Genomic DNA, 26,306 nt, shown 5'->3' with positions numbered 1-26,306 from the left:
ATGCGCCCCTGTTCTTCCCTAGTATGCATTTTCCCTGCTATGTCAAACCGCGATATGCTTTTTTCCGCGCCCATCGCCAACCTGGGCGACTGGACGTTTGATGAACGCGTTGCTGAAGTGTTTCCGGACATGATTCAGCGCTCCGTTCCTGGCTATTCGAATATTATTTCCATGATCGGCATGCTGGCGGAGCGCTTTGTGCAGGCGGACACCCAGGTCTACGATCTCGGTTGTTCGCTGGGCGCCGCCACCTTGTCGATGCGCCGCAATATCCGCGTGCCCGGTTGCCGAATCATCGCCGTCGATAACTCGTCGGCAATGGTGGCCCGCTGCCGCCGCCATATCGAGGCTTTTCGCGCCGATACGCCCGTCGACGTTCGTGAAGCGGACATTCTGGACACCGATATTGAAAACGCCTCGCTGGTGGTGCTCAATTTCACGCTGCAGTTTATTCCGCCAGCTAGCCGGCTGACCTTGCTAAAACGAATCTGGCAGGGGTTGCGCCCCGGCGGCGCGCTGGTGCTGTCGGAAAAATTCAGTTTTGCCGATGCGCCGATAGGCGAATTGCTGTTCAACATGCATCTGGATTTCAAACGCGCCAACGGGTACAGCGAACTGGAAATCAGCCAGAAACGCAGCATGCTGGAAAACGTCATGCTCACCGACTCGGTGGAAACACACAAAGCGCGGTTGCGCGAAGCCGGCTTCAGCCACAGCGACGTGTGGTTCCAGTGTTTTAACTTCGGTTCCCTGCTGGCGTTGAAAGCGGAGCAAGGTTCATGATCGATTTCGGCAATTTCTATCAGTTGATCGCTAAAGGTCCGCTCAGCCACTGGCTTAATACGCTTCCGGCTCAGATCAGCCAATGGCAGCAGGAATCGCTGCACGGCGAATTCAAACACTGGGTTAATACCGTGGAACACCTGCCGACGCTGACGCCAGAGCAGCTCGATCTGGTCCACGGCGTCACTGCCCAGATGAATACGCCGCTGTCAGCCGGCCAGCAGTCGGGCATTGAGAGTCTGCTGCGTAACCTGATGCCCTGGCGCAAAGGGCCGTTTTCACTCTATGGCGTCGACATCGACACCGAATGGCGTTCCGACTGGAAATGGGATCGGGTGTTCCCGCATCTCAGCCCGTTGCAGGATCGGCTGATTCTGGATGTCGGCTGCGGCAGCGGTTACCACCTATGGCGCATGATCGGCGCCGGCGCTCGTCTGGCGGTCGGCATCGACCCGATGCAACTGTTCCTGTGCCAGTTCGAATCGGTGCGCAAGCTGCTGGGCAACGACCAGCGCGCCCACCTGCTGCCGCTGGGCATTGAACAACTTCCGGCGCTGGCCGCGTTTGATACCGTGTTCTCAATGGGCGTGCTGTATCACCGGCGCTCTCCGCTCGACCATCTGTGGCAACTCAAGAATCAACTGGTTTCCGGCGGGGAACTGGTGCTGGAAACACTGGTGGTGGAAGGCGACGAGCACTGCGTTCTGCTGCCGGGCGAGCGTTATGCCCAGATGCGTAACGTCTATTTTCTGCCCTCATCCGCCGCGCTCGCGCGCTGGCTGGAGAAATGCGGTTTTGTCGATATTCGCGTGGTAGACCAGTGCGTCACGACGCTGGAAGAACAACGTCGCACTAGCTGGATGCGCACGGCTTCGCTGGCGGATTTTCTCGACCCGGACGATCGCAGCAAAACCCTTGAAGGCTATCCGGCGCCGTTACGGGCGGTGCTGGTAGCGCGCAAACCCTAAGCGGGAACGGCTCATCGCCAATATCAGGGCGGCGCGGCGCATCCGTCGATCGCAGACCAGCGCCGACCGCCGCCCCAATCATCCTTAATACGGACCATCAGTTGCGGTTTTTAACGATCAGCTCGATGGCCGCATCCTCGGTCATATCGGTATTTTGGATCTCGACGTTGATATCCTGATTGTTGGTTTCATTAAAAAGCGTCGTATTGCCGACGGTCTGGAAATCGCCGGTTATCGCATCTCCCCTTTCCACTTCATAAATGTCCAGCAACTTAGCGACAATAAATCCGTCTTCCGGATCGCGGATAACGATGAAACCAATGCGATGCTCATGATGCACAACGATTCCACGCATAACAGGATTCCTTTTGGCTGTTGGGATAACAGGCAGCATATCACCGGCTCAGGGCGATAAAAGATAAACGTATAACAATTCAACACATTTTCTGGGCGTGATCACATTCAGTCCGGTAATAACCGCGACGTACAGCAGCTGACGTATAACAACTATAGCGTACAGTGAGTGATGAAGCGGTCGTTCGACCGCCGTTACCATGGCAGAAAAAAAGCCCCGACAAGGCGTCGGGGCCTGGTACTCGCAAGCAGACCGATAAGGGGAATGCTGCGCGGCAAAGGGCATCGGGATATGCCAGACGGTGCCAACGCCTCATGCAGGCACAGTCTAGGAGGCGGATGTCGCAGAGGGAGCCGGTTCCGGGCTCAAGGCGTTTTTCATGGCCGCCACAACATCGCCATCAACACAGTAGTGCTGGAATTCATCCATTTCAGTTTCGGAACAGAGCGTGACACCCAATTTGCGATAACGCATCGGCGATGGCAACCATTGGCCTGCCGAGGTGTGCAATTCCTGAATACCACAGGCGCGGAATTTATGCAGGTTGGTCAGCCTGACGCCCGCGCCCGCCATAATAATAGGACCGCAACTGGCCGCATTAAGTTCCCGTAACAACGTTAACCCATTTTCGGCGCTTTGCTGCTGGCCGGAAGTCAGAACGCGGGCGACGCCCAAATCCGCCAGTTGATTCAGCGCCAGACGCGGATTCAGGCACATGTCGAACGCCCGATGGAACGTGACCGCCAGCCCTTCGCACCGCGCCATAACCTGCCGCATACGCGCCATATCAATATGGCCTTCTTCATCCAGAATCCCCACTACCAATCCTGGAAACCCCATCGACCTGATCTGATCGATGTCATACAGCATCGCCGTAAATTCCTGATGACTGTAACAAAAATCCCCTCCACGCGGCCGCACCATCGGGTGCACCGGAATGGCAAGCGTTTCCCGCGCCTGTCGCAATACGCCATACCCGGGCGTCAGGCCGCCCTCACGTTGCGCGGCGCAGAGTTCTATCCGATCCGCCCCCGCCTGCTGTGCCGTCAGTGCGCAATCAAGGCTATAACAGCAGACCTCCAGCATTGGCATATCCGCCTCCCTTGCAAAAAATAACGAAACCGGAAACACAACGCATTTCCGAAAGAATTGCCCGCTCATCACCCTATGCCGGCATGATACACGCCTAATACTGGCATCCCCTTGCCAGCGGCGGAGAGAGGCGTGTCACACTGGCGACAGGATTTGCGCGTGGAATATGACACGCCACACAATTTAAATGACCGCGAGCTAACCTACTGACCGGCCGACTGTTCGCTGGCTACGATCTCCTGAATACGGTAGGGATGAAATTTCAGCGTGACCCGTCCGTTAGTCACCGCCAGCGTCGGATTGGGCAGGCGTTCATGTTCACCCTGAGGATGGCTGAATTTCAGTTTAATGCCGGGAGTGGTCAGAGCCGCGTCCGGCAGACAGGCCAGCGCACGGGGATGTAAGGTAGCCGGGTCGCCGGGCAATACCAGCTCCACGTGCTCCCACCCTTCGTGCGGATAATGCTGATTCCCCGGCCACGGCAGTTCCACGCAATCAATCTGCCACGGCCCTACCGTTAACGGTTGATGAAGGATAAACAGACAGATAGGCCGGCCGTTGATCATGTTTTCCGACAGCAACGACCCACAGGCCAGCAACGCCGTACGCCATTGCTCCGCCGTACTGTTCTGATGACAGCGCAGAGAAATGTGGTCGGCGTCAAACGCGGCAAGGTCAAGTTCGAGCTGCTGTGCGAGTTGCTGAAGTTCAGTTTCAAAACGGGAAAGGTCATTCAATAAGGAGGGGGGAAGCGTCGACGGTAACAAAGCGGTCATTATTTCCTCATTAACCTAAATAAATAGTTTATCCAGTCTAATTTAACATAGACAGAAATAACCTCCATCTTTTTGCGACTTTGGTATCATACCGTGCTGGCATTAGCCCGACTTTCTTGTCTTTTCATGCCATTATTTGCAACGGTGGACAAACTTCATTTCAATCAAAGAATAATAACAACAAATACTGTTAACAAAATGACAGAAATATAATAAAAATTACAATGTATTGATTTTTAATGAATTTAAAAACCCGATGAGAGTATTCTTAAATATTCTCTGTAACATTGAGAAATAAACAAAAAACGGATAACTTCGAAACTACCCAACCTCCACTAAATGACCAAAGGGCATTTACCATGTTGCTAATAACCTTCTCTATGCTAGTTGTCATTGCCGGTTATTCACTGTTCCGTCATTTTAAAACGATGCAGAGCACGCGACTGAGCACGGACCGTCGACACAAACGACGTTAAATTTTTTATTAATACTCCCCTTCCGCTATTCAGGCTTGCCGGAAAGCCGCGCCTTTCACCTTAAATTTTATTATCGATAATGGCAGCAGACATCTCGCCGCATTATCGGATGCTTTGTTTTATTTTTATTGACGCCCCGCCAGGGGCGCTTGTCATGGTGCTCTGCTGACTACACAACCCAAATATGGTATAAAGAAAGGCTTGATTCGTCATTTAGGGTAAACCGGTGAATATTCAGGCTCTTCTTTCAGAAAAAGTCCATCAGGCAATGATTGCGGCGGGCGCGCCCGCTGACAGCGAAGCAATGGTTCGCCAGTCAGCAAAAGCGCAATTTGGTGATTATCAGGCAAATGGCATCATGGCGGCCGCCAAGAAACTGGGCATGCCCCCGCGCCAGCTTGCCGAGAAAGTAGTACAAACGCTGCAGCTGGATGGCATTGCAGCCAAAACGGAAATTGCCGGTCCCGGTTTCATCAATATATTCCTCGATCCCCAGTGGCTATCCGGCCAACTGGAACACGCGCTGACCGCCCCGAAACTGGGTGTCGCTGCGGTTGAGCCGCAAACTATCGTCGTTGACTACTCGGCTCCCAACGTAGCCAAAGAGATGCACGTCGGCAACCTGCGCTCGACCATCATTGGCGATGCCGCCGTACGTACCCTGGAATTCCTCGGTCATAACGTTATTCGCGCCAACCACGTCGGTGACTGGGGTACCCAGTTCGGTATGCTGATTGCTCATCTGGAAGATGTGCAAAACGACAACACCAGCGATCTGGAACTGGCGGATCTGGAAGCGTTCTACCGTGAAGCGAAAAAACACTACGATGACGATGCCGTCTTCGCCGAGCGCGCCCGCGGTTACGTAGTAAAATTGCAAAGCGGCGACGAATATTGCCGTTCGATGTGGCGCAAGCTGGTGGACATCACCATGATCCAGAACCAGCATAGCTATGATCGTCTGAACGTGTCGCTGACCCCAAATGACGTCATGGGCGAAAGCCTCTATAACGCCATGCTGCCGGAAATCGTCGCCGACCTGAAAGCCAAAGGGCTGGCGGTGGAAAGCGAAGGCGCCATCGTGGTCTATCTGGACGAGTACAAAAACAAAGAAGGCGAAGCGATGGGCGTCATCATCCAGAAAAAGGATGGCGGCTACCTTTATACCACCACCGATATCGCCTGCGCCAAATACCGTTATGAAAAACTGGGCGCCAACCGTGTGCTGTACTATATCGACTCCCGCCAGCATCAACACCTGATGCAAGCCTGGAGCATCGTGCGTAAAGCCGGTTACGTGCCGGAATCCGTCAGCCTGGAACACCACATGTTCGGCATGATGCTGGGTAAAGACGGCAAGCCGTTTAAAACCCGCGCCGGCGGCACTATCAAGCTGTCCGAACTGCTGGACGAAGCCTACGAACGCGCGCTGACGCTGATTGCCGGCAAAAACCCGGAGATGGAGCGCGGCGAACTGGAGCAACTGGCGCAGGTGGTATCGGTAGGCGCGGTCAAATACGCCGACCTGTCGAAAAACCGCACCACCGACTATATCTTCGACTGGGATAACATGCTGGCGTTTGAAGGCAACACCGCGCCCTATATGCAGTATGCCTACACCCGCGTCTCGTCGATCTTCAAACGCGCCGGGGTGGAAGAAGCCAGTCTGAACCAGCCGATTGCGCTGACCGCCGAGCATGAACAAGCGCTGGCGACCCGCCTGCTGCAGTTCGAAGAAACCGTTACCACGGTGGCCCGCGACGGTACGCCGCATGTGATGTGCGCTTACCTGTACGATCTGGCCGGGCTGTTCTCCGGTTTTTACGAAAACTGCCCGATCCTCAACGCCGACAGCGACAGCGCACGCCAAAGCCGCCTCAAACTGGCGCTGCTGACCGCCAAAACGCTGAAAACCGGCCTGGATACGCTCGGCATCCAGACCGTCGAGAAGATGTAATTTCTGTCGCGCCTCCCCTTCCCGTCATGGGAAGGGGCCTTTCGATATCATCACGCATGCCTTCCAACCTGCGCGCAGTCCGGCTCATTGCACACTGGCTGATTTGAAACTCTCCAGCGCCGCTTTTGCCTGATTTTGCAATAGCATGACTATCGGCGTGCGTTTGCTGCGGCTGTTGTTCGTCAGATAAGTACCGATCGCACGCAGCAACGCTTCCACACTCGCCTGGGATTTTTGCTGATGAAAACTCGCCAGCGCCGTATCAACCGGAACGATGTTCTTGCGGGTCGTGACCATTAACAGCTCATGGGTGGTGGATTGGTGAATAAATTCGTTATACCCCATCACGCGATTGATGCCGGCCATCACCACCGCGTCTTTGTCTATCGCGGCCGTCAGCCCATCGCTGGCCTCGGCAAGTGATTTACCGAACGCCTGGGAATCGGGAAGATGCAGTTGTTTGATGTGATTCTTGCTGTCTTCAACCGCCTCAAGCGATGACGTCAATCCCTGTTTTTCCAACATAGCGCCATCAACATGCGACAACGATCGCAACTTCTCTATATTGGCTTCAATGCCTTGCATCAGCTTATGTTCTTCATCAACCAGTTCGGCATACTGGTTTTGCAACATCTCGATGCCATATTTTTTGTTGAATTCAGCAAGCTGGCGATTGGCCTGTTCATCATTAAATTTTCCCACCAACGCCCGGTGGTACTGACTTTTACGCTGCAGCAGCTCCACATATTTCGTTTCCAGCGTTTTCCTTTTATTTCCTGCGCTCAGGCTGCGCTGTTTCAGTTTTTGCAGGTATTTTTCTATGGTCTTACGTTCATCACGCAAAATACGCATTCGCTCGTCGCCGCTGCCGGCAATCGGCTGATTCCCTTGCAGCAGGGTCTTCGCTTCCGCTCCTTTAATGGCGCGGTATTCCGGCGGGTTGGCTTTTTTCCCTATTCCCAGTGTTTCCGGCTTTTCCGGCGCCATCGCGTCTTTCGTGCTGCCGATTTTACCCACCAGCTCGTAATTCCCCATGCGCCACTCGGCGGCGGTATATTCAAAGATAGTCTTATTAAAGAAATACAATGCTTTGGCCTTTACCACCACCCCAATGGACGCCACCGCTTCCGGCTTGAAGCGATAATCAATCATCAGCGGTTCGATCGTCTTGAACTGGCGCGCATCACGATCGAACCGGGCCTGCCCCCCCAGGTTCACCTGACTGTGCAGCATGGCCTTGCCTTCGGCGAAAGCCCCGGCGCTGAGCGCCAGCAGCAGTTGAGAACCCGCATTCACCCCCAGTTCGGCGCGCAGGCCGATCGCGCCGCTAAAATTGGCATGTTTGCCGACGGCCCATATACCGTCCTTGCCCTTCGCGTTCAGTAAAATATTGATATCCAGATTGGCTTTCGCTTCCAGCGAGCCATAGACCTCCAGCCCCGGGAAAACCGGAAATATTATCTCAACCTTGAGCGGCAATCCGGCGGCCAGGCTCTCCAGCGACAGCTGTTTCTCGTAACCGACCTCGCCGAACATCTGCTCCGGATCCAACATCGCCGACGCGCCAAACGCCGAGAAACGCAGTTTCTTCAGATTCAACTGGACACGTTTTACGCTCAGCCCCTTCTGCGTCAGATCAATATCGAAAACCGTGAATGTCATCAAATCTAGCGGCAGAAAATCCATGATCCCGGTGTCGAAACCGGGAATAAACTCCGTCATGTTTTTATCGTCGCTGGCCGGCCGGTTCGGCAACAGCGTCAGGTCCGCTTCGTCGACGTGCAAACCGTCGCGGTTGATCTGCGCGTCTTTGATCCCCAACGAAAACAGCGACGTTTCTACACTAGCGGAAGCAACGGACCCTTTAATCCCATTAGCATCTATGCCAAAGCGCAGCTGTTTCGCGCTGCCGGTGACTTTAGCCAGCTTGAGCGCCGCATCGCTGGTCAACGTCATCGATTTGCCGTTCTCTCCGATCAGGAATTGCAGTTGCTCCAGCGTAAACCCGGAAAACAGCGCCAGCTTCTGCGGACCGCGCACAATGGCGGAAGAGAAATTCACGCCGTTGCTATCAATGCTGACATCATTCACCTCGCCTTCAACATCGATGGCTTTGATACGCAATGCCGCCTGTTTCATGGTGAAGCGTCGCTGGTCATGGTCGTAACCCAGCTCGCTGGCTTTCAGGTGAAAGGCCTGATAATCCGCCTCGAAGTGCCCGTTACTGAGCACGATGTGCGTTTTCTTCTCGCGGCTGTTGTAGCGAATACTCGCCGTACCGCCGGCCTTCACTTCGGAAAACAGTATGTTGAGGGTGGCGCTGGCCGCCGCCTCCCATTCGTCAGTACCGGCGCGCAACTCACCCTGCACTTTTTCCAGCATGACCCGATCGCCAAGCAACGGGATCCGCTGCCCGACGATCGAACCTTCACCGGTTACCGCTTTATTATTCACCGTTAAGCTTGCGATCATCCCCCGGATATCCAGTCCGGTCAGCGGTTGTAGATTCAGTTCGGCGTCGGTGAGGCTTAGCCCGTTCGTTTTGCTGATGGCCGCCTGCTTGATGGTGACGACGCCTTTGCTTTCATGAAAGTCATCCATACTGCCCGACTTAAAATGCCCTGTTTCATCAAGCTCCAACATCAAATGCGCGCCCGCATTCCAGCCATACAGACCAATGCCGGCGTAGGCGGAAAAGGTCATCCCGATATTTTTCTGGTACCTGGCCCGTATGTCCTCCGCCAGCACCGTGCGATTGCCGATGGAAAACTCCTTCAGGAAAAAGCCCAGCTGTTGCAGCCCTTCATTGCTGACCGACAGCGACGTCATATCCAACTGGCGTACTACAAACAAATCGCTGCCGAACACGATTTCCTTGATCAGGTTGATGCTTTCCTGCGATTCCAGAATCGCCCCGCCCTCCCACGGCAGGATCAGCGTCAGCTTGCCGTTCTGCCCCAGCGATCCTTCATGATCAAACAGCCGATAGCCGAGTGAAAACCCGGCGTGCAGCCCGCCCTGCGTCGTTTTTCCGTCGCTCTCCTGCTGGGTATTTTTCAGTTTTACGGAGCCGACCTTCAGCCAGATGATGTGCAAATCCAGGCTGGCGATCGCTTTTTTCTGTTCATCCGGCGATGTTGTTTTTCCTTGCTTGCCTGTCGTTGATGTCGGTGCGCTTTCAGCGCCCGGCCCCTGCCACCAGTTGGCGTAGAGGTACTGACCGAATTTGACCGCGCTGCTGATCGGATGGCTGGCCGCGTTAATGGCGATCTTGAGGATATCCACCACCTGCAACAGCACATGGGTAGACGCCCCTTCATCGGCAGCCACCAGCAAGCTGTGGCTAAAGCTGACCGCCCGTTGACTCGGCAGGTAGCTCGCCACCTTGCCGGCCAGAAACAAGATACCGGTTCTCACCGGCGCCGGCAGCGCTTCCCAGATGCCGATGGCGGTACTGAGCGCGTTGCTGAACGAGGTCGCCTTATCGATGATTTTTCCAAACGACTCGTAATGCGACAGCATCTTCAGCGCCTGAGCATCGGCAAACAGCAATATGTTGTTCAGGCCCAGCGGCAGCAGATGGGTTTTCAGCAGAGAAAAAGTGAAATCGGACACGATGCTGCGCTGTATCGCCTGATGGGAATCCGGCCAGGCATAACGCTGCATCGGCACGGCGGGCGACGTTGCTAAACCGGGTTCCCCGGTCAGCGGCGCCGCGGTCGACATCTGCTGCGCCTGTTGCCCCATGCGGGTCGCCTCGGCCTCCAGCGCCGGATCATCATTGATGCCTGCGCCATGCAGTTGCGTCGTGGCGCGCACCCGCCCCTGTGCCTGTTGCACCACATGACCCAGTTCATGCGGCAGATGGTGCGATTGCCCTGGCGCGAGATGAATATCGGCGCCCTGCGCATAGGCATGCGCGCCGTAGCGCGCCGGTTTATCCGAGTTATAGTGCACCCGAACGTGATCCAGCGATTGCCCGGATAGCTGCTCCATCCCTGACTTCAACGATGACGGCAGACCGGTTTGTCCCGCTGACGGCGCCAACTGACGATTATCCGGCAACGCCGCGCCTCCCCGACGCGGCTTACGCTGCGTGACGGACTGGGTGTGGTGGCGTTGCTGCCGCGATGCGGAATTAAAGTCAGCCATGTCGTTGCACTCTGGTCATTTGAATTTGGATGACGAATTTCCCTGACTGAACACCCCGCCGGGATACGCGCTTTTATTGGCCGCCCACCACTGGTTAGCCGCGGCATGGCTCTTGAACGAGCCAACGTAAGTCCAGTTCCCGCCCGCGGGTCTGACCCAGTAATAGCGATCGCCTTTGAGTTGCAAGGTAGCCGACGGCGATGCCCGATTATCCTGCAACGGCTGACGCGGCTGGCGTTGCGCCTGGCGCTGGGTCGTTGCGGTGTGATGCTGCAGACCGGCATGCTTCATGATGCACCCCGCGGTGAATGGGTTAAGCGAATGGTTTTGTTGTCTTTCTGGAATTCCTGACGGATACCGTTCAGCAGATCGTCACGATGCACGACGCGTTCGTTGCGACGGATGGCTTGCAGCGCGCACTGTCGCAGTACGTTGACGATTTGCCCGCCGGACAGCTCGAAATCTTCGGCGATGCGCGATAAGTCGATATCATCGCCCAGTTCGCACACCCCCCGAAAGGCGTTCTGCCACAGCAGCAGCCGCTCTTGCGGACCGGGAAGAGCGAACTCCACCATGCTCTGGAAGCGGCGGGTGAAGGCATCATCCATATTGGCCTTCAGGTTGGTGGCCAGAATCACGGTGCCGGGAAAATCCTCAATGCGCTGCAACAAATAACCGGTGAGCTGGTTGGCATGGCGATCGTTGGAGGACTGGGCGACCGTACGCTTGCCGAACAAGGCGTCCGCTTCGTCAAAAAACAGGATCCAGTCTTTGTAACTGGCGGCGTCAAATACCCGCGACAGGTTTTTCTCGGTTTCGCCGATGTATTTAGAAACCACCATCGACACGTCCACGCGATACACATCCCGGTCGGTGGCTTTGGCCAGCAACGCGGCGGTAAGGGTTTTTCCCGTCCCCGGCGGGCCGAAAAACAGCGCGCGATAACCGGGTTTGACTTTCTGATCGAGCCGCCACTCCTGCATCAGGGTATCGCCGTAAGACAGCCAGGCGCGGATCTCATTCACCCGGTTCATCACCCGATAGTCCAGAATCAGATCCTCCCAACATAGCGGCGTCTCCAGCGGATGGGCTGGAAAGCTCATGCTCAGTTCGGGACGCGGATGCTCGCCGGTAATCAGATACGTCAACCAGCGGTCGCTGAGCCGATAGACGCCGGCCCAGGCAGGCAACGCGGGGTCGGCCGGCAACAGTTCGGTGACCTGTTCCGCCATAAAGCGGTGCCGGGGCGATAGAATATGCATCACCTCCAGCCGCCAGGCCGGATCATTGCCGGCAATCAGGAAATTAAGGGTTTGTCCGGTGGGAATGAACCCGCTGAACGCTTTATCGCTCACCCCGCCGAACTCGCTGAACCCCCGCTCGGTACTCAGGTTCAGCCCGAACAATTTATCCAGCACGTTGGGGCTTAGTGCAGGAGCGATAGTCAGCGCCAGCGCCAGCCGCTCAAACGTATTCAGTTCCCAATTCAGGACCAGATCGGCATACACGCTGCCGTGGTGCTCCAGCCGCGGCGGGGTAATTTCCAGCCAGTGGTTTTCATGCCCTTCATGCTTCAGATAACAGCCAATCACCTGACTAACCACCTGCGACAGCCAGTGCATTTCCCGGTAAAGCGCGGCAATATTGTGCTCGGGTGAAATCATGACCATGACTCCTTATTAACATCCTGCGGCAGCAAACCGAGCTGCATTCATGGCCGGGGCGCGCTCGTGAAAGAACGGCCCGGCATGAACCAACGCCAACGTTACGTCACCTTTGCGGCTTATGCCGCGTAGGCCGCGGCTTTTGCAGCCCCCAATCCAGCCGTCAGTGAATTCAGCAGCACGGTGGCGCTCGCCAGGTCGGCCTGCGCCGTTTCCAACTGCATGTTCGCCATGTTCACGGCCGCCAGCGCGGACTGATAGCTTTCCACCGCCCGTTGGTAGCCTTTCTGGATCAGGGTGAACAGCGCATTATCCTGCTGACTCTGGATAACCTGATTCAGTTGGGCGATATAGATATCTACCTGAATCGTGATATCCACCAGCGCGTCGCTGGATTGCTGATACGCCTGGCGGGCCTGTTCCATTGACTGGTGCGCCTGGATCACCTGCTGTTGCTGTTGGCTCTGCGCATTGCTGCTGTCCGCCGTTGCCGTTTCGGCCGGCGCACTCATCAAATTGAACTGTTTTTCATACGCTGCCGTTTGGGCGAACTGCGACGCCTGCAGCTTCTGGTTGTCCTGCTGCGCCTGCGTCAACGCCTGCAACGCCCCCTCGACATTGCCGATCGCCTCCAGCACACGGCCGTACAGCGCGCCCGCCTGTGGCGAATCGTCTTGTTCGCCCACCAGCAGTCGCCGCAATTGCGAAGCCTGCCGAAATTCGAGCGAGGAAATGCTACCCGCCTCATCCGCCGACGCCGCGGTGGCATAGCTGCTTTGTAGCGCGGTCAGCGTCAATGCTACGGCGCTGTTGGCATCGGTCGTCGCCTGATTCAGCACCGTGACCAAATCATCGGGGATGACATTATTGGCTGCTTTCTGACGGTTAACGAACCCGGACAACTTCTCGATCACGTCCACCGAAAAAATAAGCTGTTCGATCAACACCGCAATATCGTCGGTGGTGTCTTTCACCTTATTACGGCTCTTTTCGGTCTGCTGTTGTACCTGTTGAGAATAGCGCCGCAGCTCTTCCACATTAGCCACCAGCGACTTGGCCTGATTAAGATGAGCGAGAGCGGTATCTTTTTTCGTGTCGGCGTCGCTGAGCAACGACGCAAAATAAGCCTGTTTGGCCGTCAATGCCGTTACCACGGACGTCAATTCGTTGACCCGGTATTGCGCGCTATTAACCTGATTCGTCAGCGCCTCAATCTCGGCATTTTTCTTTTCAGCGATGCCAATTTTCATATTTTTCACGGTATGCGCTCCTCACGGATTAGCTTTCGGTCTGTTGTTCGTTGTTTTCGTCCCCGCCGGCCGGCGCCGCCGTACTGTCGCCGGATGCGCTCACCGCAGGGGGCGCGCTGACGGAAGTCACGTCTTCGCTGCCGGCCAGCGCCACCAGCACCGCGGGCGTTGTCGCCCACAGCGACGACATGGCGCTGGCGTAAGCGTTCTGCGCGACGTTGTCAGAGGGGACGGTGAGCACCACCGGCAGATAGTACATACCGGCGATCAGCGGGGAGCCGAAGTTGTCGGTCATGTCATCCGGGATAGGCGCCTCCATAGTGCGAACCACCGCGCCATTGTCGATGTGCGTCGCTTTACAGTAGGCCAGTTGATAGTTGGCGCTGGATACCTGCGCCGCTATGGTCTTGTTGAAGTAGAAATTAATGAAGTTGCCGTTCGCGCTTTTTTCTTCAAACGAATCATCGGTCAGCAGGCCGCCGGTCAACGGCTGCCAGGCCGGCAGCAACATGACGCGAAACGCCTGCGCGCCAATATTGTCGGACTGAATGGTAAACAGGACGGATTTGTTATCCGTACTGAAACCAACGTCTTCCGCTACCGACAACGGTGTCTGCACGTTTACGCTCTGGGACGCGCTGGAAAGAATATTGCTGAAAGAATTGATGTATTTCTGGTAAGGCAGGCTCAGTACCATGTACAGATAGACCACGTAGTCCATGCCCGTGGTGAGCGGGTCGCCGTCAATATCGGTGATAGTCTTCCCATGATCCGGCAGCAGAATGGTGGTTTCATACGGCGCCGCCACCTGAACAAAACGCGATGTAGCATACGCGTTAAACAGCGCTTCTACCTGTTCCAGCTTCACCCCGGCGGATTTGTCCGCCCTGACGACAAACACATGGCAGACGGGGGCGGCATCCGGAATCGCGCCATCGTTTCCCTGATGCACGCCGGAGCCTGCCGGATAGGTTGGGAACGGTTGCGAATACGGGGTGAAACTGACCGTAATGCCATCCGCCTTATCCGTGACCGCCGCGGTCAGGCCAAAATTGAGCGCCTGATTACTGTCGGTCACGGTTTTCCGGATGGCGTGCATTTCCCGTTTAGCGTCCTCCAGCACGCCCTCAGCCTGCTTTTCAGCCTTACTGGCGCCGGCCACCGCTTTCTGGCCGGTCACCGCCTGCGCCGACAAGGCATCAAACTGGGCATTGGTGGCCGTCAGCAGCGTTTTTAAGACAGACTGGGACTTGGTCGCCTGATTCAGCAGGTCGGTGGCGATAATCTCCGAGCTGGCCGCCGCCGCATCCATCGCCTGTTTCGAAACATACTCCGCATAATTCGCGGTGGTGCGGATGAAACTGTTGGCTTCCAGCGTCTTCTTGTAAATATCGGTGCCATAGCACGCCGCGGCGGCGATATTCAGCGCGCTGCCCAACTCCGCCGCCAGTTTCGAAATCGCTTTGGCGGCCGTCTGGATATTGACGGCGGCCGTGGCGCTATTGGTCACGGTGGTCGCCGTCGCGGTCTGAATCTGCGTGGATGACGACAGCAGATTCGTCAGTAGATTATCGTTTTTGACCCCTTGCTCGCTGATAACCTGGCTGGCGAGAAGTTGCGCGCCGGTGGCCGTCAGGTTCTCGATGGCGTTCAACTGCGCGCCCTGCGCGTAATACAGGCTGTACTGCGCGCTGTACAACTGTGATTGCAGTTGCTGCTGTTGCGTATACAGGGCCGAGAGGGAGTTTCCCACCGTGTCCTGCAAGTTTTCTCTATACGAATTCATAGTCTCACCTTCCCCTTCATTCGTTGATTAACGATTTACGGCACACCGATTCACGGCACATCGACTCACGGCACATCTAAGCAACCCGGCGGTCAGACTGGCCAGGTGACATAAATCGGTTTGTTCATCCACGGTAACCGTACAATGGTGTACGACAGCGATGAGCGGCTGATCAGGATGTCGTACGATCGTCGCGTTACCACCAGTTCCCAGTACTCGCTTTTTTCCGTCAGCGCGCCCTCCCTGACCAGCCAGTTTCCGCGAAAACCCGCCACGGACGTCTTGCCTATCGCCGGCCAATACTGCGCAATGGCCTCAATCAGGCTATGAATGGTGGCGATCTCATCACTACTGATATCGACACCCGCTTCGAGCGGATGCGACAGCGGCAAGCCGCACAACAGTTTGTTCAACGCCAGCTCATGCTCTTCACTATGGCTCTGACCGGTTATCAGATATTGCAGGTAATGCACGGCGGCGCGCTGCGCATCGGCGCTGACAAACGCGTTGTCGCTCACCAGCCGTAACCGCTCGAACAGCGGCCTGATATAGCTCTGCAACAGCACCACGCCGGCATTTCCGACCACCAGCGGCATCGTTTGCGGAGCATCGTCATGGCGTGCGGGTTCTGCCGCCCGTGGTCGGGGCAGAGCGCGTGCCGGCGCATCGCCCCGCGCCAGCTCGTCGATCACCGCATCGAGCGCATGGCGCAGGCCGTGCCCGGCGGGCAGCCCCGGCGCACGCAATGCCCGACGCAACTGGGCGCGACTGCACCCGCCATCGCGCAACAATCGCCAGAACAGTTGCCTGACCAGCGCGTCGGTATCCATGCGCCCGTTGCCGGGCAGCAACCAGACATCCAGCAGGCACGCCAGCAAACACTGTTGCCGCACCGCCTGACTGACCATCGGCAACGCCAGCCGCGGCAGTAATGCGCGCAATGCCTGTACGGTCTGTATTGATATAGGTATGTCAGAATGGGCGAGCGCCTCCGCCACCGCGCTCAATGACAGATGATTCAGCAGCCGGGTCTTTACCGCGGGTTGCGGATAAAGCGGCCGGACGCATTGTGCGAAATGACGGGGCGCGCGCAGCAATAGCGTCATCAGCCAGGTCTGCTCATTGAATGGGATACCGCCCGTCGCCCTTGCCGATGCCGGCAACGTTCCATGCGTCAGCCAGCGCGCCAGCACATTTGCCGTATCGGGCCACGGCCAGCAGGACTCGCCGGGAGCCGTCGCGTCCGAACGCGCCCTTTCCTCCGGCGCGGCCGATAGCGGCGTCCCGGACGAGTCGACCGCGTCGCCACTGTTTTTTGGTGACGGTGTCACTAATCGATTGTCGTATTGGTCGTCACGCACTGCCGCCGGCGCGTCAACCACACTCAGCCAGCGGCGCCACAGCGCATCGGCTTTCGCGCCATCTGATGCCGTCGTCGCACCGGTCAGCCGCTGCTGCAACACCGTTGTGATCTCGTGTGGATAAACCGGCTGTTGCCGGCACCAGCGCAACAGCAGCCGCGCCATAAACTCGTCGACATCCGTCAGGCTGCCCGTCAGCGTGCGATGCGCCAGCCAGTACCTCCGCCATGTCTGACTTAATTGCAGCCAGAACAGCTGGCGAAGACGAAACAGCAAAAAAGCGTCGGAAACCGGTTCGACACCCACCGAGCGGGACAACGCCTGACGCGTCACGCTGACCAGGTCACGCCACAGCCGCTCCCGCTGCTCCGCGGTACGCCAGGCTGCCGGCAACCCCTCCGCCAGCCACTGCTGGCCTTGCGGCGTCCGGCTCAGCGCCTCCAGCAGCCGGTCGGCCTGCGGATGACTCAGCAGGCTATCCGGTCGGATCGCCGGCATGGCGACCGGACGCGGGCGCGCCAATTCCCCGCCGCCGGCCGCCAACGCATTCATGCTACTTTGGGCCGGCGCCGAAGCGCGCAGTAAACCCGGCGTTGCCGATGCCCGGCGCCGGCGGGCGGAGTAGTTCAGCAACAGCGGCGCCAGCGCGGCGTCCAGTTGGCCGAAGGTTCTGTCGGCACGGGCATTGTCACGCCACTCGGCGACGATTCTCGCCGCTGGCGCGGCGGTGTGCCGGGACAAGATCGACAGCAGGCGGTGCATCCATCGTCTGGCATTCTGCGGCCCGTCAAGATCGCTCAGCATCGCCTCGACCATCGCCTCCGCCAGTTCCCGCGTCACGCCGACCAGCCACCGCTCCTGCCGCTGCCAAACCTGAAGCGCCGCCAATAACGCCATCGCCGGGGCGCACAGCGTCGCGGACAACGCCGTCATCAACCGCTGCAGGTCGGACAACGTCACGCCACCGTCCCCCGCCAGCGCGGCAACCAGCCGCTGACTCAGTTGACGATTATCGGCGTGAGTCTGTCGTACCTGCCGCAATACGCTCCGCAGGCGGTCTGACGAGGACGGCATCAACAACACCGCACGCAGCCCGGCTCGCCCGAACGCGGCCTGAGACGCCCAATCCTGACGGCGCGCGCCGTGCGCCACAGTGCCGTCCCGCAGATAACGACCCAGCGGCTGCCAGAGGCTATCGTCACGCTGATGCGCGTTCAGCTGTTGCTTTTGCAGTTCATGCAGAATGGCCAGCAGCTCAAAGTGGCCCGGATGCAGTTGCTGTACCGACGCCTGCGTTAGCATCGTCAGCAACAGCGAATAGGCGATACGCGTCCGCTGGCTCAAGGCGAGCAGCGTCTCCTGCACAAACTGACGACGGCTGAAATGGCTGCCGGGGTTCACGAGCAGCCAGGCCAGCGACACGTCCCAGATGAGCCGGGAAGGACGGTGTTGCTGGCGGAGCGACATCTGCGTCCGGGTGACATGCAGCATGATGAAGCGGTGATCCTGAGGCGCCAGCACCTCCACCACCTGCGCCAGTTGCGCCTGATTCAGATGCCGCAGCAGGTGGTCGCGTACCTCGGCGGCGCGCCCTTCCTGCCGCAACAACGCCGCGGCGCGCGCCCGGTCCTGCCCGGCCAACCGCATCAACAACTCCGACAGGTGGATGCCTTCGCGCTGTTGCTGCAATATCGCTTCGCGGCGATGCAGCAGGCGCTGCAAATCACCCCATAACCCGCTGTCGTCCGGCGTTTCCGGCCGGGACACGTGCGCCCCCGCCTCGTCTTGCTGTAACCGCACCAGCGCCCGCAGGAACGACGGCGCGACCGCCCCGTCGCGCTGCAACCGGCTGACCGCCCGGCTTAGCTCGGCAATCAGCGTCTGAAAATCCAGTTGATAATGCTGCGCCATCTGCCACAGCGTCGAATGCACGAACTGCTGCGTATTGAACAGCGTGCCGCGATCCACCAACAGGTGCGTCAGGATCCAGTACCAGAGATGGGCGCCAAACCCGCTGTCCTGCCGGCGCACAATGGCATAGCGCTGCTGGCTGTCGCGCACCTGATCGGCGTAGCGGCAGATAAAGCGCGCATGCCAGGGCTCCAGCAACGTGACGGTACGGCGCAGGCGGTTGTCGCCCCACTGCCACGCGATACGCCGCCGCGCCGCCGCTTCCTGACCGGCGTGCCGTACCAGCGACGCCAGCTGGTGCGGCTGTTCGTCCAGCAATTGGTCCACCAGCGACAGCAGCGATGCGCGCTCGTGGTTCCACCAGGGCGATGTTCCGTGCCGCAGGAACCAGCGCAGCGTTTCCCGCGCCGTCGTGTCGGCGTCGGTTGCCGGACCGGCGGGGACGCGCGCAGGCAGACAACGCACCTGCTGTTGCAAAAACGCCCTGCCCAGCGCCTCTTCCAGCGCGGCCACCAGCCGCTGCGTCAGGGTTTCGTCCAGCGACAGCAGCGGCACGCTCCCCAGATCGACCTCCAGACGCTCGATACGCCAGCGATCTGTCGCCGGGCAATGCGCATCGAAAAACCGGCACAGAATCTCCGGCATGACCTGATGGCTCCACTGGCTCAACGCATTTTGCAGCGCCACCGCGTGCGCTTCCTGATCAAAGCGGGTTTGCCATTCGCAACGCGCAATCACATGGTCGGACACCGTCATGCATCCTCCCGGCCCAAGGCCTGCAACGCGGCCATCAATGCCGATTGCGCCGATGACGTCGCCGCCGGCTCTGTGTTCGCCGACTGAGCCTGACTGAGCTGACGCTGTTGATTGAACCAGACGCGATAAGCGTCGATCAGCGCCGCCATTTGCGGGTGGTTTCCACGCGCGACGCGCAGGCCGATATGCGCCGGCCAGTGCAACTGCTGCATGAGCGCCAGCCCATTCAGCAACGCGGGCTGGCCGGTTAGCGTTACGTAATCCGGCAGCGCCAGCGTCGCGCCAAGCCAGCCGCCCGGCGGCGTTAGCGCCGTATCGTCGGTTCCCGCCGGCGCGCCCGCCTCCGGCCGCAGCAGGGTATGCTCCACCAACAGCGCCCCCTGCCGGGACTGGCTCAGCCAGACCAGTTGATCCACATACTGCTGCACCCCTTCGGCTCGCATCCCCTCCGCCTCGCTCGGTAAGTTCAGCACCGGTTGTGCGCCGATCAAGACCGCCAGACCCGACGAACTTTTCCGCACCGAAACATCGCCGGTGACGTGATCGTCATCGGCCGATGGCACGTAGGTCCCCGGCGCCGGCGACGGCAGCCAGGCAAGAAACAGGCGGTCCTGCAACAGTCGCGCCAGCGTAGCGGCCAGCATCCGCAAATGACGCGGCAGCCCCAGCAGCAGAGCGCATTTCAGCTCAAATACGCTGACGTCGGCGTACGCCTGCGGCGGCAACCTGGCCTGACGCTCCAGCGCCGGCAAATCCCACTGCCCGTCATGGCGCAATAGCCGTTCGTCATCCCGGGAGGCGGCAATCACGCGCTGATTGCCGTCCTGCCGCAGCACCCCATCAAGGAGGCGCTGACGCCAGATTGCGCCTGACGCCGGGTCGCTATCGTCCGGCGACGCGGGTACCGAATCCAGGTAATGGATCAGCGCGTCACGGTGCTCAAAGCTTCTCTGGTATACCGACGTCAACAGAGCGCTCACGCTGGCCGGGCACTGATTCAGCCACTGGCGATAGTCTTCGTCGCCCAGTCGATAGCGCCCCGGCGACGGCAGCGATTGGGCGCGGGTAAAGTCGCACGCCTGCGCCCGGCGGTAGGAAAGCGCCTGTAGATTTTGCAGCCAAATGCTTTTGACGAAGATGCGGCTCTTCAACCTGCCGCCGAACCACTGCAACCCATCGATGATGTCGTTGTAGGCATCGGCGGGTTCGCCATGCCGGGCCAGCAGGTGGCTGAGCATCGCGTCCCGGCGTTGTTCCGCGTCCTCCGTGCTTTCCATCGCCTGCACCAGCCCGTAGTGGTAAGCGTTGAACGGGTCGCGCTGAAAACGTTGCCAGACCAATTCCGCCCGCAGGCGCGGGTCGTCGGGGTCCCCCGGATAGAAATACTGATAGCGCGATTCGCCCTGTAGCAGCGCCTGAACATCCGGCACGTCATACAGCGGCTGGCAGAAAAAAGTACGGATGGCCGGCTCGGCGGGCAGCCCCGCCAGCGGATCCGGTTTTGCCGACGGCGGCAAGGCGTTATCCGGCCGCAGCGTCGGGGTGCGGGTAAAGCTGAACGAAAACAGGTTGCCGAGGTTTGCCAGTTGCGAGAACTGGTTGGCAATCACCTGATCAAACATCAGCAGGTAGCCCTTCAGTTGCCGCGCCTGCGCCACCCGATAGTCCGGCGTATCCGCCTGCAACGAATTCGGCCCGACGGCGTAAATGTCTGGAAACGTGTTCTGGATCGAATAGTAGCTCTCGATATCGCGATAGCGCCCGGACGGCAGCGGCGGCGCCAGATCAACGCTTGCGTCCACGCTGCTGGCCTGATGCCGCGCATGGAGCTGCGCCAGCGCGTTGAGCGCCGTGATGTTGTCCGGCGGCGCGGCGGCGTTCCCTTGCGGGTTCGCTATCTGCGGAACGAAACGCAGACGGGCGATGCAATCAGCGGCGATCGTCAGGCTGGTCACCCCCGGTTGATGGCTGAATTGCCCTTGCTCGACGGCCAACACCCCCGGAATACTGCTGATCAGCACCACGATATCGATCAACTGGATGGTATTCCGTTTACCCGCCGACGCACTGTCGCCGGCCATCCAGCCGTTTTCCATCATCGGGCCGTTGAAGATTGCATCGGGCTCGATGCCCTGCTCCCGCAGTTGTCCATACCCCGACTGCTGTGCCAGCGGGCTGACGTAATCGGCCAGCACCCGATCGATACGGGTATAAATCTGCTGCGCGTCCGCCTCCGGAGACAGTAATAATCGCCCGCTAATCACCACCGGCTGCGCCTTCAGCAGCGTCGGCGGTAAAAAGTATTCCCCGATATTACGCTGGCTGTTCAGCAGGTCATGCACCCGCGTCGCCAGTTGTCGGGCTGCCGGGTCGCCGCCGCCCGGATCGCTATTGGCGATAATCGCCACCTGATACAACCCGGTAGGCTGCTGCTGTTGCATCACCGCGCTGAGATAGAGGTTGTCGACGTCAGGGATGCGATCAAGCACCAGACGCCGATAGTCCTCTTTGGTGATCGGTCCGGTGGTCAGAATCTGTTCCGCGGGGAAGAACTGCCGCGCGTAATCAATCTGGTGATTAGCCTGCGTCAGTACATCCTCAATCGGGAAACTGTTGACGTAACCCAATTCCGTCAAGGCATAGCAGAGCTGTTCCAGAATCGTGACGCCGGGATCGCTGTCGTTGTAGTTGCTCCAGCCATGACCGGCGATGGCCTTGATATGTTTAATCCCTTCCTGTTTGAGGAAGGTGAAGTTCTGTTCCGCCGGCAGCGGCCCGGCATTGATGCTGTTTGCCCCTACCTGTTGGTCTAACGGCAACGGCGCGGCCATATCGCTCATGCATACACCTCCGTCAGCGTGTTTTGCGGCATCGTCACGGCGTCCTGAGTCATTGACGACGCCGACAGCCCGGAACCGCCGGCGCGAATAAAGGTCAGTTGGTGGTCCAGTGCGGACACCAGCACCTGATCTTCGTCGGTTGGCTGCAACAGCGCGTCCTGCGCCGTTGTCTCACCAGACGGCGCCGCCGGAACCGCGGTTTCAGGATGCGCCGGCGCCAGTTTGCGCAATTGCAGCTGCTGGATCGCCGCCACATCATCAAAGCGGGTCAGGACGCTCGCCATCGCGGCGCTGCTGACGCCGGTAGCGATCGGGTATTGCGGCTGATCGGCCCGAATCCAGGGCGACAGGAACAGGTTGATGCTCTGCGTCAGCGCCTGCGCCAGATCGTTGGCGTTGGCCGTCGCGCTGATCACCAGCGTGGCGACGACCTGGACCGGTTCCGGGCGCAAATTGCACACGGACGCCTGCGCCATCGCCGACTGCCGGGACGACAGATACGCCAGTATCTGATTCAGCCCCTCACGCGGCACCGCCGGACGGAAAGCGCCCGCCGCACTGGCGTCGTCATATCCCTGCACCACCCCGAGGCGGACCTCGCCCGGCCGCGTCGCACTCAGGTTCTTCACGAAAAACAGGCCGGAATAGGCTTGTCGGGCCAGCAGAGCGCCGTCCCACTGGTTATGCATTCGGTCTTTGGTTTTCAGGCGCAGGCTGACGCGCTGGCGAAACAGCGTGTCGTCTTCCGCCGGGAATCCCCCCGTCGAGTCAAACGGCTGCACGATAGCGGCAATCGCCGGGTTTGCCGTCGTCAGCGCGGTGATGCTGCCAGCCGCCAGCCGCGGCTGCACGCCGGCGGGCAACGTCGTCAGCGTTTGCCGCTGCACCCGCATCCCCTGCGTATTGCAGTAGACCACCCGGACCCGCCGCGGCGCAGATTGGGTCAGCAGCAGCCAACCGCGCTGTGGCATTGCGCCGGGAGCATCGGCCTCGCTAGCCAGCACCGGCGTATCCAGCGCCATATCCGACGGCAGATCCAGCACGATCACCCCCGACGCGCTCAGGCCGCCGGTCTGATCGCTCAGTACGCCGAGCGGCTTCCAGCCCGTCTGGCTCCAGTAATACATCGGTATCGCCGCAGGCGACGATACCGTTGCAACCTCTTGCGCCAGTTCGATGAACAGGCTGAGACGACAGGGCGGCGCCACCGCCGTCAATGGCATGAAGACCGCGCAAGCCGCCTGACAGACCCCCTGATACAGCGCCAGCCCCGGCGTTGCTGTCGCCGCGTCCGGCTGTAACGCGACATCGGCGAGATTGACCTGCGGCGCCGTTGCGTCTGCCGACTGGCTGAAATAGCGATAACTCGTCAGCGTACCGAGATGCACCAGCGTAAATGCCTGCGTCAGCGTCTGTGGCTGAGTAAAATCCAGCGTCTGCCGGGCCCGATAGCTGGCAAGCACCTGGGTGACCTTCGGCGCCCACGGTGGATTCGGCATCGCCGTGGTATCGCCTTTACCCCAAAACGACATCAGCGCCTTGGCGTTTTCCAGGCTAATGTCGGCTACCAGTTGCGGGTACATGCCAAATCCAAAAGCGGGCGACGGCGCGCTGATCGTCATGCGCATCTGGGGCGACGGTATCGCCGCCGTGGCGTCGTCCGCAGGCGTGCGCCACGCTATCCCCGTCGGGAAACGGAAACTGAAGGTGCTGGTGGACGCGTTGGCGTTTACCTTGCCAGTCTGCGTCTGGGCAAACAGGCCGCCGGTCGTCTGAACCGCGTCATCCGAAAAACGCCGGGTCGGGTGCCAGAACCACTGCAGAATCCGCTGGAGCCATGAACGGCGTTTGGGCGGCTGCGGCAGCGGAACGTCATCGGCAGGCGGCGCTATCGTCAGGATGGCCGGTTGCGTTTGCCATCCCGTCGGCGTGTCGGCCTGCCAGTCGACCTGAAACGCGGTATTGCTGAATGTGGTGGCGCTGCCGCCGTGTTTATCGAGCCAGCGGTTATACGCGGCGTAGTACTGGCTTAAATCGGTCGGCGGGTGGTCCCAGAAAAATTGCAGGCTCAGCTGCGTCAGCGGCTGGCTGAACACGTCGGGCGCGCTCAGGCAGCAACGGTCGCCGAGCGCGGGCGTCGGCCCGAACACGGCCATCGGCTTACCGGCCGACAGCGGCGCGCCGTCGTTGAGCAAGGTCACCACCGGGCTTTGATTCACCGCTACCGCGATCTGCAACGTCAGCAACCGCGGCGCGTGTTGCAAATCGACCGTCGGCGGCAGCCATAACCGGCAATAAGGCAACGCGGTATCAAAGGCTGAGGATGGCGCCACGGCAAACGCCGCCACCGCCGGGAATGCTTCGTCCAGCGTCACGACCACGCTTATCTGCGCGGGCGTGTCCCCCTGCCGCCAGCGGCAATGCGCGGTGACATCCAGCCAGTGTTGCGCGCTGCTGAGCGCGACGGCCGCCTGTTGGTACGCGGCCACGTCGACGGGCTGGTCCAGCGTGAGCGTGAGCGTCAGTACGCGCTCGCCGGCGCTGAGGCAAAACATCGGGCTGGCGAATGCCAGTCCTTGCGTTCGCGCCTGAACGCCGTTGCCCCCAAACCAGTCGCTGGCAAGGATGTGGCGATGCGAATCGCGCCGGACCTGTGTGCTGTCGGGGAGCGTATCGACATAAAGTTGTTTGTCGCCGCTCTCGCCCGGCGCGTAATAACTGTTGATCACCGCGCCCAGACGTATCCCGTTAATCTCGGTGTCTTGCGTACTGGCAAAGGTTATCGGGTGCTGGTCGGCGTCGGTCCCGGCGAGAAACGCGGTGCCGGCCGCTATCGTCACCGGCGCCTGCCCGGCGACGAGCGTCAGGCAGAGGAAGGTCTGATCCGGCTCCGCCGGACGCGGCTGCTGCTGTAACAGCGTCCGGTAATAAAAATCGAGATGGCGGCGACTGAAACTGTTCAGCCCGGTCTGAGAGAACTGCAGGAGCCGGTTGAAGGCGATGACCAACGCCGTATCAGGAAAATCGTTCTGCTGGTCGCACAGGGCATAAAATGCGTCTTTGGCGCTGGTGATGACCTGCATAAAGAACGAAAACACCTGATGATAGAGCGTTTCGAGCATCGATAGCGCCGCCAGCATTGACGCCGGACGCGCGATTTGCGGGCCTCGGTTTTGCCATAATTCGCCGAATTGACCGACATCCGGCGTCGTCAGCGTCCAGCCCGGCCGCGCCTCCGCCAGATAACGCTGCGCGCTGATGCGCTGCCACAGGCATTCGGACAGCGATTGCGGGATAGCCTCCAGCACAAACTGGCGCAGCGGGTAGGCCGCCGCGCTCTGCGATAAATACACGCCCCAGGTGTTGATGTGTCCGAACATCGTATCCAGCAGCAGCAACAGCTGATGAACGGCCTCGGCGCGGTTGTCGGGCGTGTCTTCCGGCCCGGCCTGGCGGTTTAGCAGGCTGAGTTTGTACTGCGACAGCGGGCGCTGTAACTGACTGAAGCGAAAATGCAGCGGCTGATACGGCGTTTTACTGATCACCGCCAGCAGGATGGCCGGGTCTTTCAGCATCAGGGCGCGCCAGTTTCCCGCCGCCTGATTCCGGGCATCATAGAACACGACCAGATCGGCGATAGCCGCGGCAAACGCCAGGCGATCGCGCATATCACGATCGTCTATCGCGAGGCTGTCCGGATCCAGGCGGCGATTGATCTCGCCAAGCAACGTGTCGCTGTCAACGCTGGTGCGCACCCTGCTGCTCCACTGTCAGATTGGTCCCTTCAAGCAGAGAAAACGGGAACACATGATTGTGCCGCGTATTGGTCTGCCTGATGATGTAATCGATATGAATCGCCACCATCGAGGCTGGCTCGGGCAGGAACGTGACCTCCACAGACGCGACGCTGATGCGCGGCTCATCGTTCAGCAACGTGGTCCGCACCGACTGCGCGATTTCATTTTGTAGCGTCGCGTCCGGATGGCGAAACAGGAAGCTGCGCAGTTCGCTGCCGAAATAGGGCAGCAGGCTGCGCTCCCCGCGCTGCGTCTGCAAAATCAGGTCGATAGACTGGTTGATGTTGGCTTCGGCGCTATTCATCGCCACCTGCCGGACCGCCCCGGAAAATACCGGGGGAAACTGCCAGCCACGGCCGAGAAAGTGACTGTCGTCCATCCG

The 26,306-nt window shown here is 59.2% G+C and carries 15 protein-coding genes; 3 read left to right on the top strand and 12 right to left on the bottom strand.

Annotated features, from left to right (window positions below):
* Positions 1-39: 39 nt before the first annotated feature.
* Together cmoA and cmoB are read left to right on the top strand one after the other, a co-directional pair.
* The gene (gene cmoA, locus DXXMK7_RS09895) at positions 40-783 is read left to right on the top strand and encodes a carboxy-S-adenosyl-L-methionine synthase CmoA (protein ID WP_038918932.1); all 744 of its coding nucleotides are present in this window, start codon (positions 40-42) and stop codon (positions 781-783) included.
* Entirely contained in the window at positions 780-1,751 is a 972-nt protein-coding gene (gene cmoB / locus DXXMK7_RS09890; protein WP_038659072.1) for a tRNA 5-methoxyuridine(34)/uridine 5-oxyacetic acid(34) synthase CmoB, read from the top strand. Before cmoA ends, cmoB begins: the two co-directional genes overlap by 4 nt.
* Before the next feature lie 97 nt (positions 1,752-1,848).
* Here cmoB and DXXMK7_RS09885 read toward each other — a convergent pair whose 3' ends face one another.
* From DXXMK7_RS09885 to DXXMK7_RS09875, 3 genes are all read right to left on the bottom strand, one after another.
* On the bottom strand, positions 1,849-2,145 hold the full coding sequence (locus tag DXXMK7_RS09885) for a hypothetical protein (RefSeq protein WP_038918930.1): 297 nt from the start codon (positions 2,143-2,145) through the stop codon (positions 1,849-1,851).
* Positions 2,146-2,433: 288 nt separating this feature from the next.
* Entirely contained in the window at positions 2,434-3,198 is a 765-nt protein-coding gene (gene cutC / locus DXXMK7_RS09880; protein ID WP_038918929.1) for a copper homeostasis protein CutC, read from the bottom strand.
* Between the two features lie 203 nt (positions 3,199-3,401).
* Complete coding sequence (locus DXXMK7_RS09875; RefSeq protein WP_038918928.1) at positions 3,402-3,974, bottom strand: VOC family protein; 573 nt, start codon at positions 3,972-3,974, stop codon at positions 3,402-3,404.
* Between the two features lie 702 nt (positions 3,975-4,676).
* Here DXXMK7_RS09875 and argS point away from each other — a divergent pair.
* Complete coding sequence (gene argS / locus DXXMK7_RS09870) at positions 4,677-6,407, top strand: arginine--tRNA ligase (RefSeq protein ID WP_038918927.1); 1,731 nt, start codon at positions 4,677-4,679, stop codon at positions 6,405-6,407.
* A gap of 84 nt (positions 6,408-6,491) precedes the next feature.
* On the opposite strand, the gene DXXMK7_RS22315 is transcribed toward argS, so the two are convergent.
* The 9 genes from DXXMK7_RS22315 to DXXMK7_RS09825 all read right to left on the bottom strand — a co-directional run bounded on the left by DXXMK7_RS22315 (position 6,492) and on the right by DXXMK7_RS09825 (position 26,303).
* Positions 6,492-10,559 (bottom strand): DUF4157 domain-containing protein, encoded by a 4,068-nt coding sequence (locus tag DXXMK7_RS22315; RefSeq protein WP_082202648.1) that lies wholly within the window; start codon positions 10,557-10,559, stop codon positions 6,492-6,494.
* A gap of 15 nt (positions 10,560-10,574) precedes the next feature.
* Positions 10,575-10,850 carry a hypothetical protein gene (locus tag DXXMK7_RS09860; RefSeq protein ID WP_038918926.1) on the bottom strand — a complete coding sequence of 92 codons (276 nt, stop codon included), beginning with the start codon at positions 10,848-10,850 and terminating at the stop codon, positions 10,575-10,577.
* A complete protein-coding gene (locus DXXMK7_RS09855) occupies positions 10,847-12,223 on the bottom strand; it encodes an ATP-binding protein (protein WP_049842553.1) in 1,377 nt (458 codons plus the stop codon). Before DXXMK7_RS09855 ends, DXXMK7_RS09860 begins: the two co-directional genes overlap by 4 nt.
* Positions 12,224-12,342: 119 nt before the next feature.
* Positions 12,343-13,482 (bottom strand): hypothetical protein, encoded by a 1,140-nt coding sequence (locus DXXMK7_RS09850; RefSeq protein ID WP_038918924.1) that lies wholly within the window; start codon positions 13,480-13,482, stop codon positions 12,343-12,345.
* 19 nt (positions 13,483-13,501) lie between these two features.
* Positions 13,502-15,259: a hypothetical protein gene (locus tag DXXMK7_RS09845; protein ID WP_038918923.1), complete on the bottom strand. Its 1,758-nt coding sequence runs from the start codon at positions 15,257-15,259 to the stop codon at positions 13,502-13,504.
* 92 nt (positions 15,260-15,351) lie between these two features.
* Positions 15,352-19,287, bottom strand: a complete 3,936-nt coding sequence (locus DXXMK7_RS09840) for a contractile injection system tape measure protein (RefSeq protein ID WP_038918922.1) — start codon at positions 19,285-19,287, stop codon at positions 15,352-15,354.
* A complete protein-coding gene (locus DXXMK7_RS09835) occupies positions 19,284-22,127 on the bottom strand; it encodes a hypothetical protein (RefSeq protein WP_038918921.1) in 2,844 nt (947 codons plus the stop codon). The genes DXXMK7_RS09840 and DXXMK7_RS09835 overlap by 4 nt, the downstream gene beginning before the upstream one ends.
* On the bottom strand, positions 22,124-25,882 hold the full coding sequence (locus tag DXXMK7_RS09830) for a baseplate J/gp47 family protein (protein ID WP_038918920.1): 3,759 nt from the start codon (positions 25,880-25,882) through the stop codon (positions 22,124-22,126). The genes DXXMK7_RS09835 and DXXMK7_RS09830 overlap by 4 nt, the downstream gene beginning before the upstream one ends.
* Positions 25,866-26,303 (bottom strand): GPW/gp25 family protein, encoded by a 438-nt coding sequence (locus DXXMK7_RS09825; protein WP_038659103.1) that lies wholly within the window; start codon positions 26,301-26,303, stop codon positions 25,866-25,868. Before DXXMK7_RS09825 ends, DXXMK7_RS09830 begins: the two co-directional genes overlap by 17 nt.
* Positions 26,304-26,306 lie beyond the last annotated feature (3 nt).

This window comes from Dickeya sp. MK7 (assembly GCF_000406305.1).
Taxonomy (GTDB): Bacteria; Pseudomonadota; Gammaproteobacteria; order Enterobacterales; family Enterobacteriaceae; genus Dickeya; species Dickeya fangzhongdai.
This window is presented reverse-complemented; position numbering and strand designations above follow the sequence as displayed.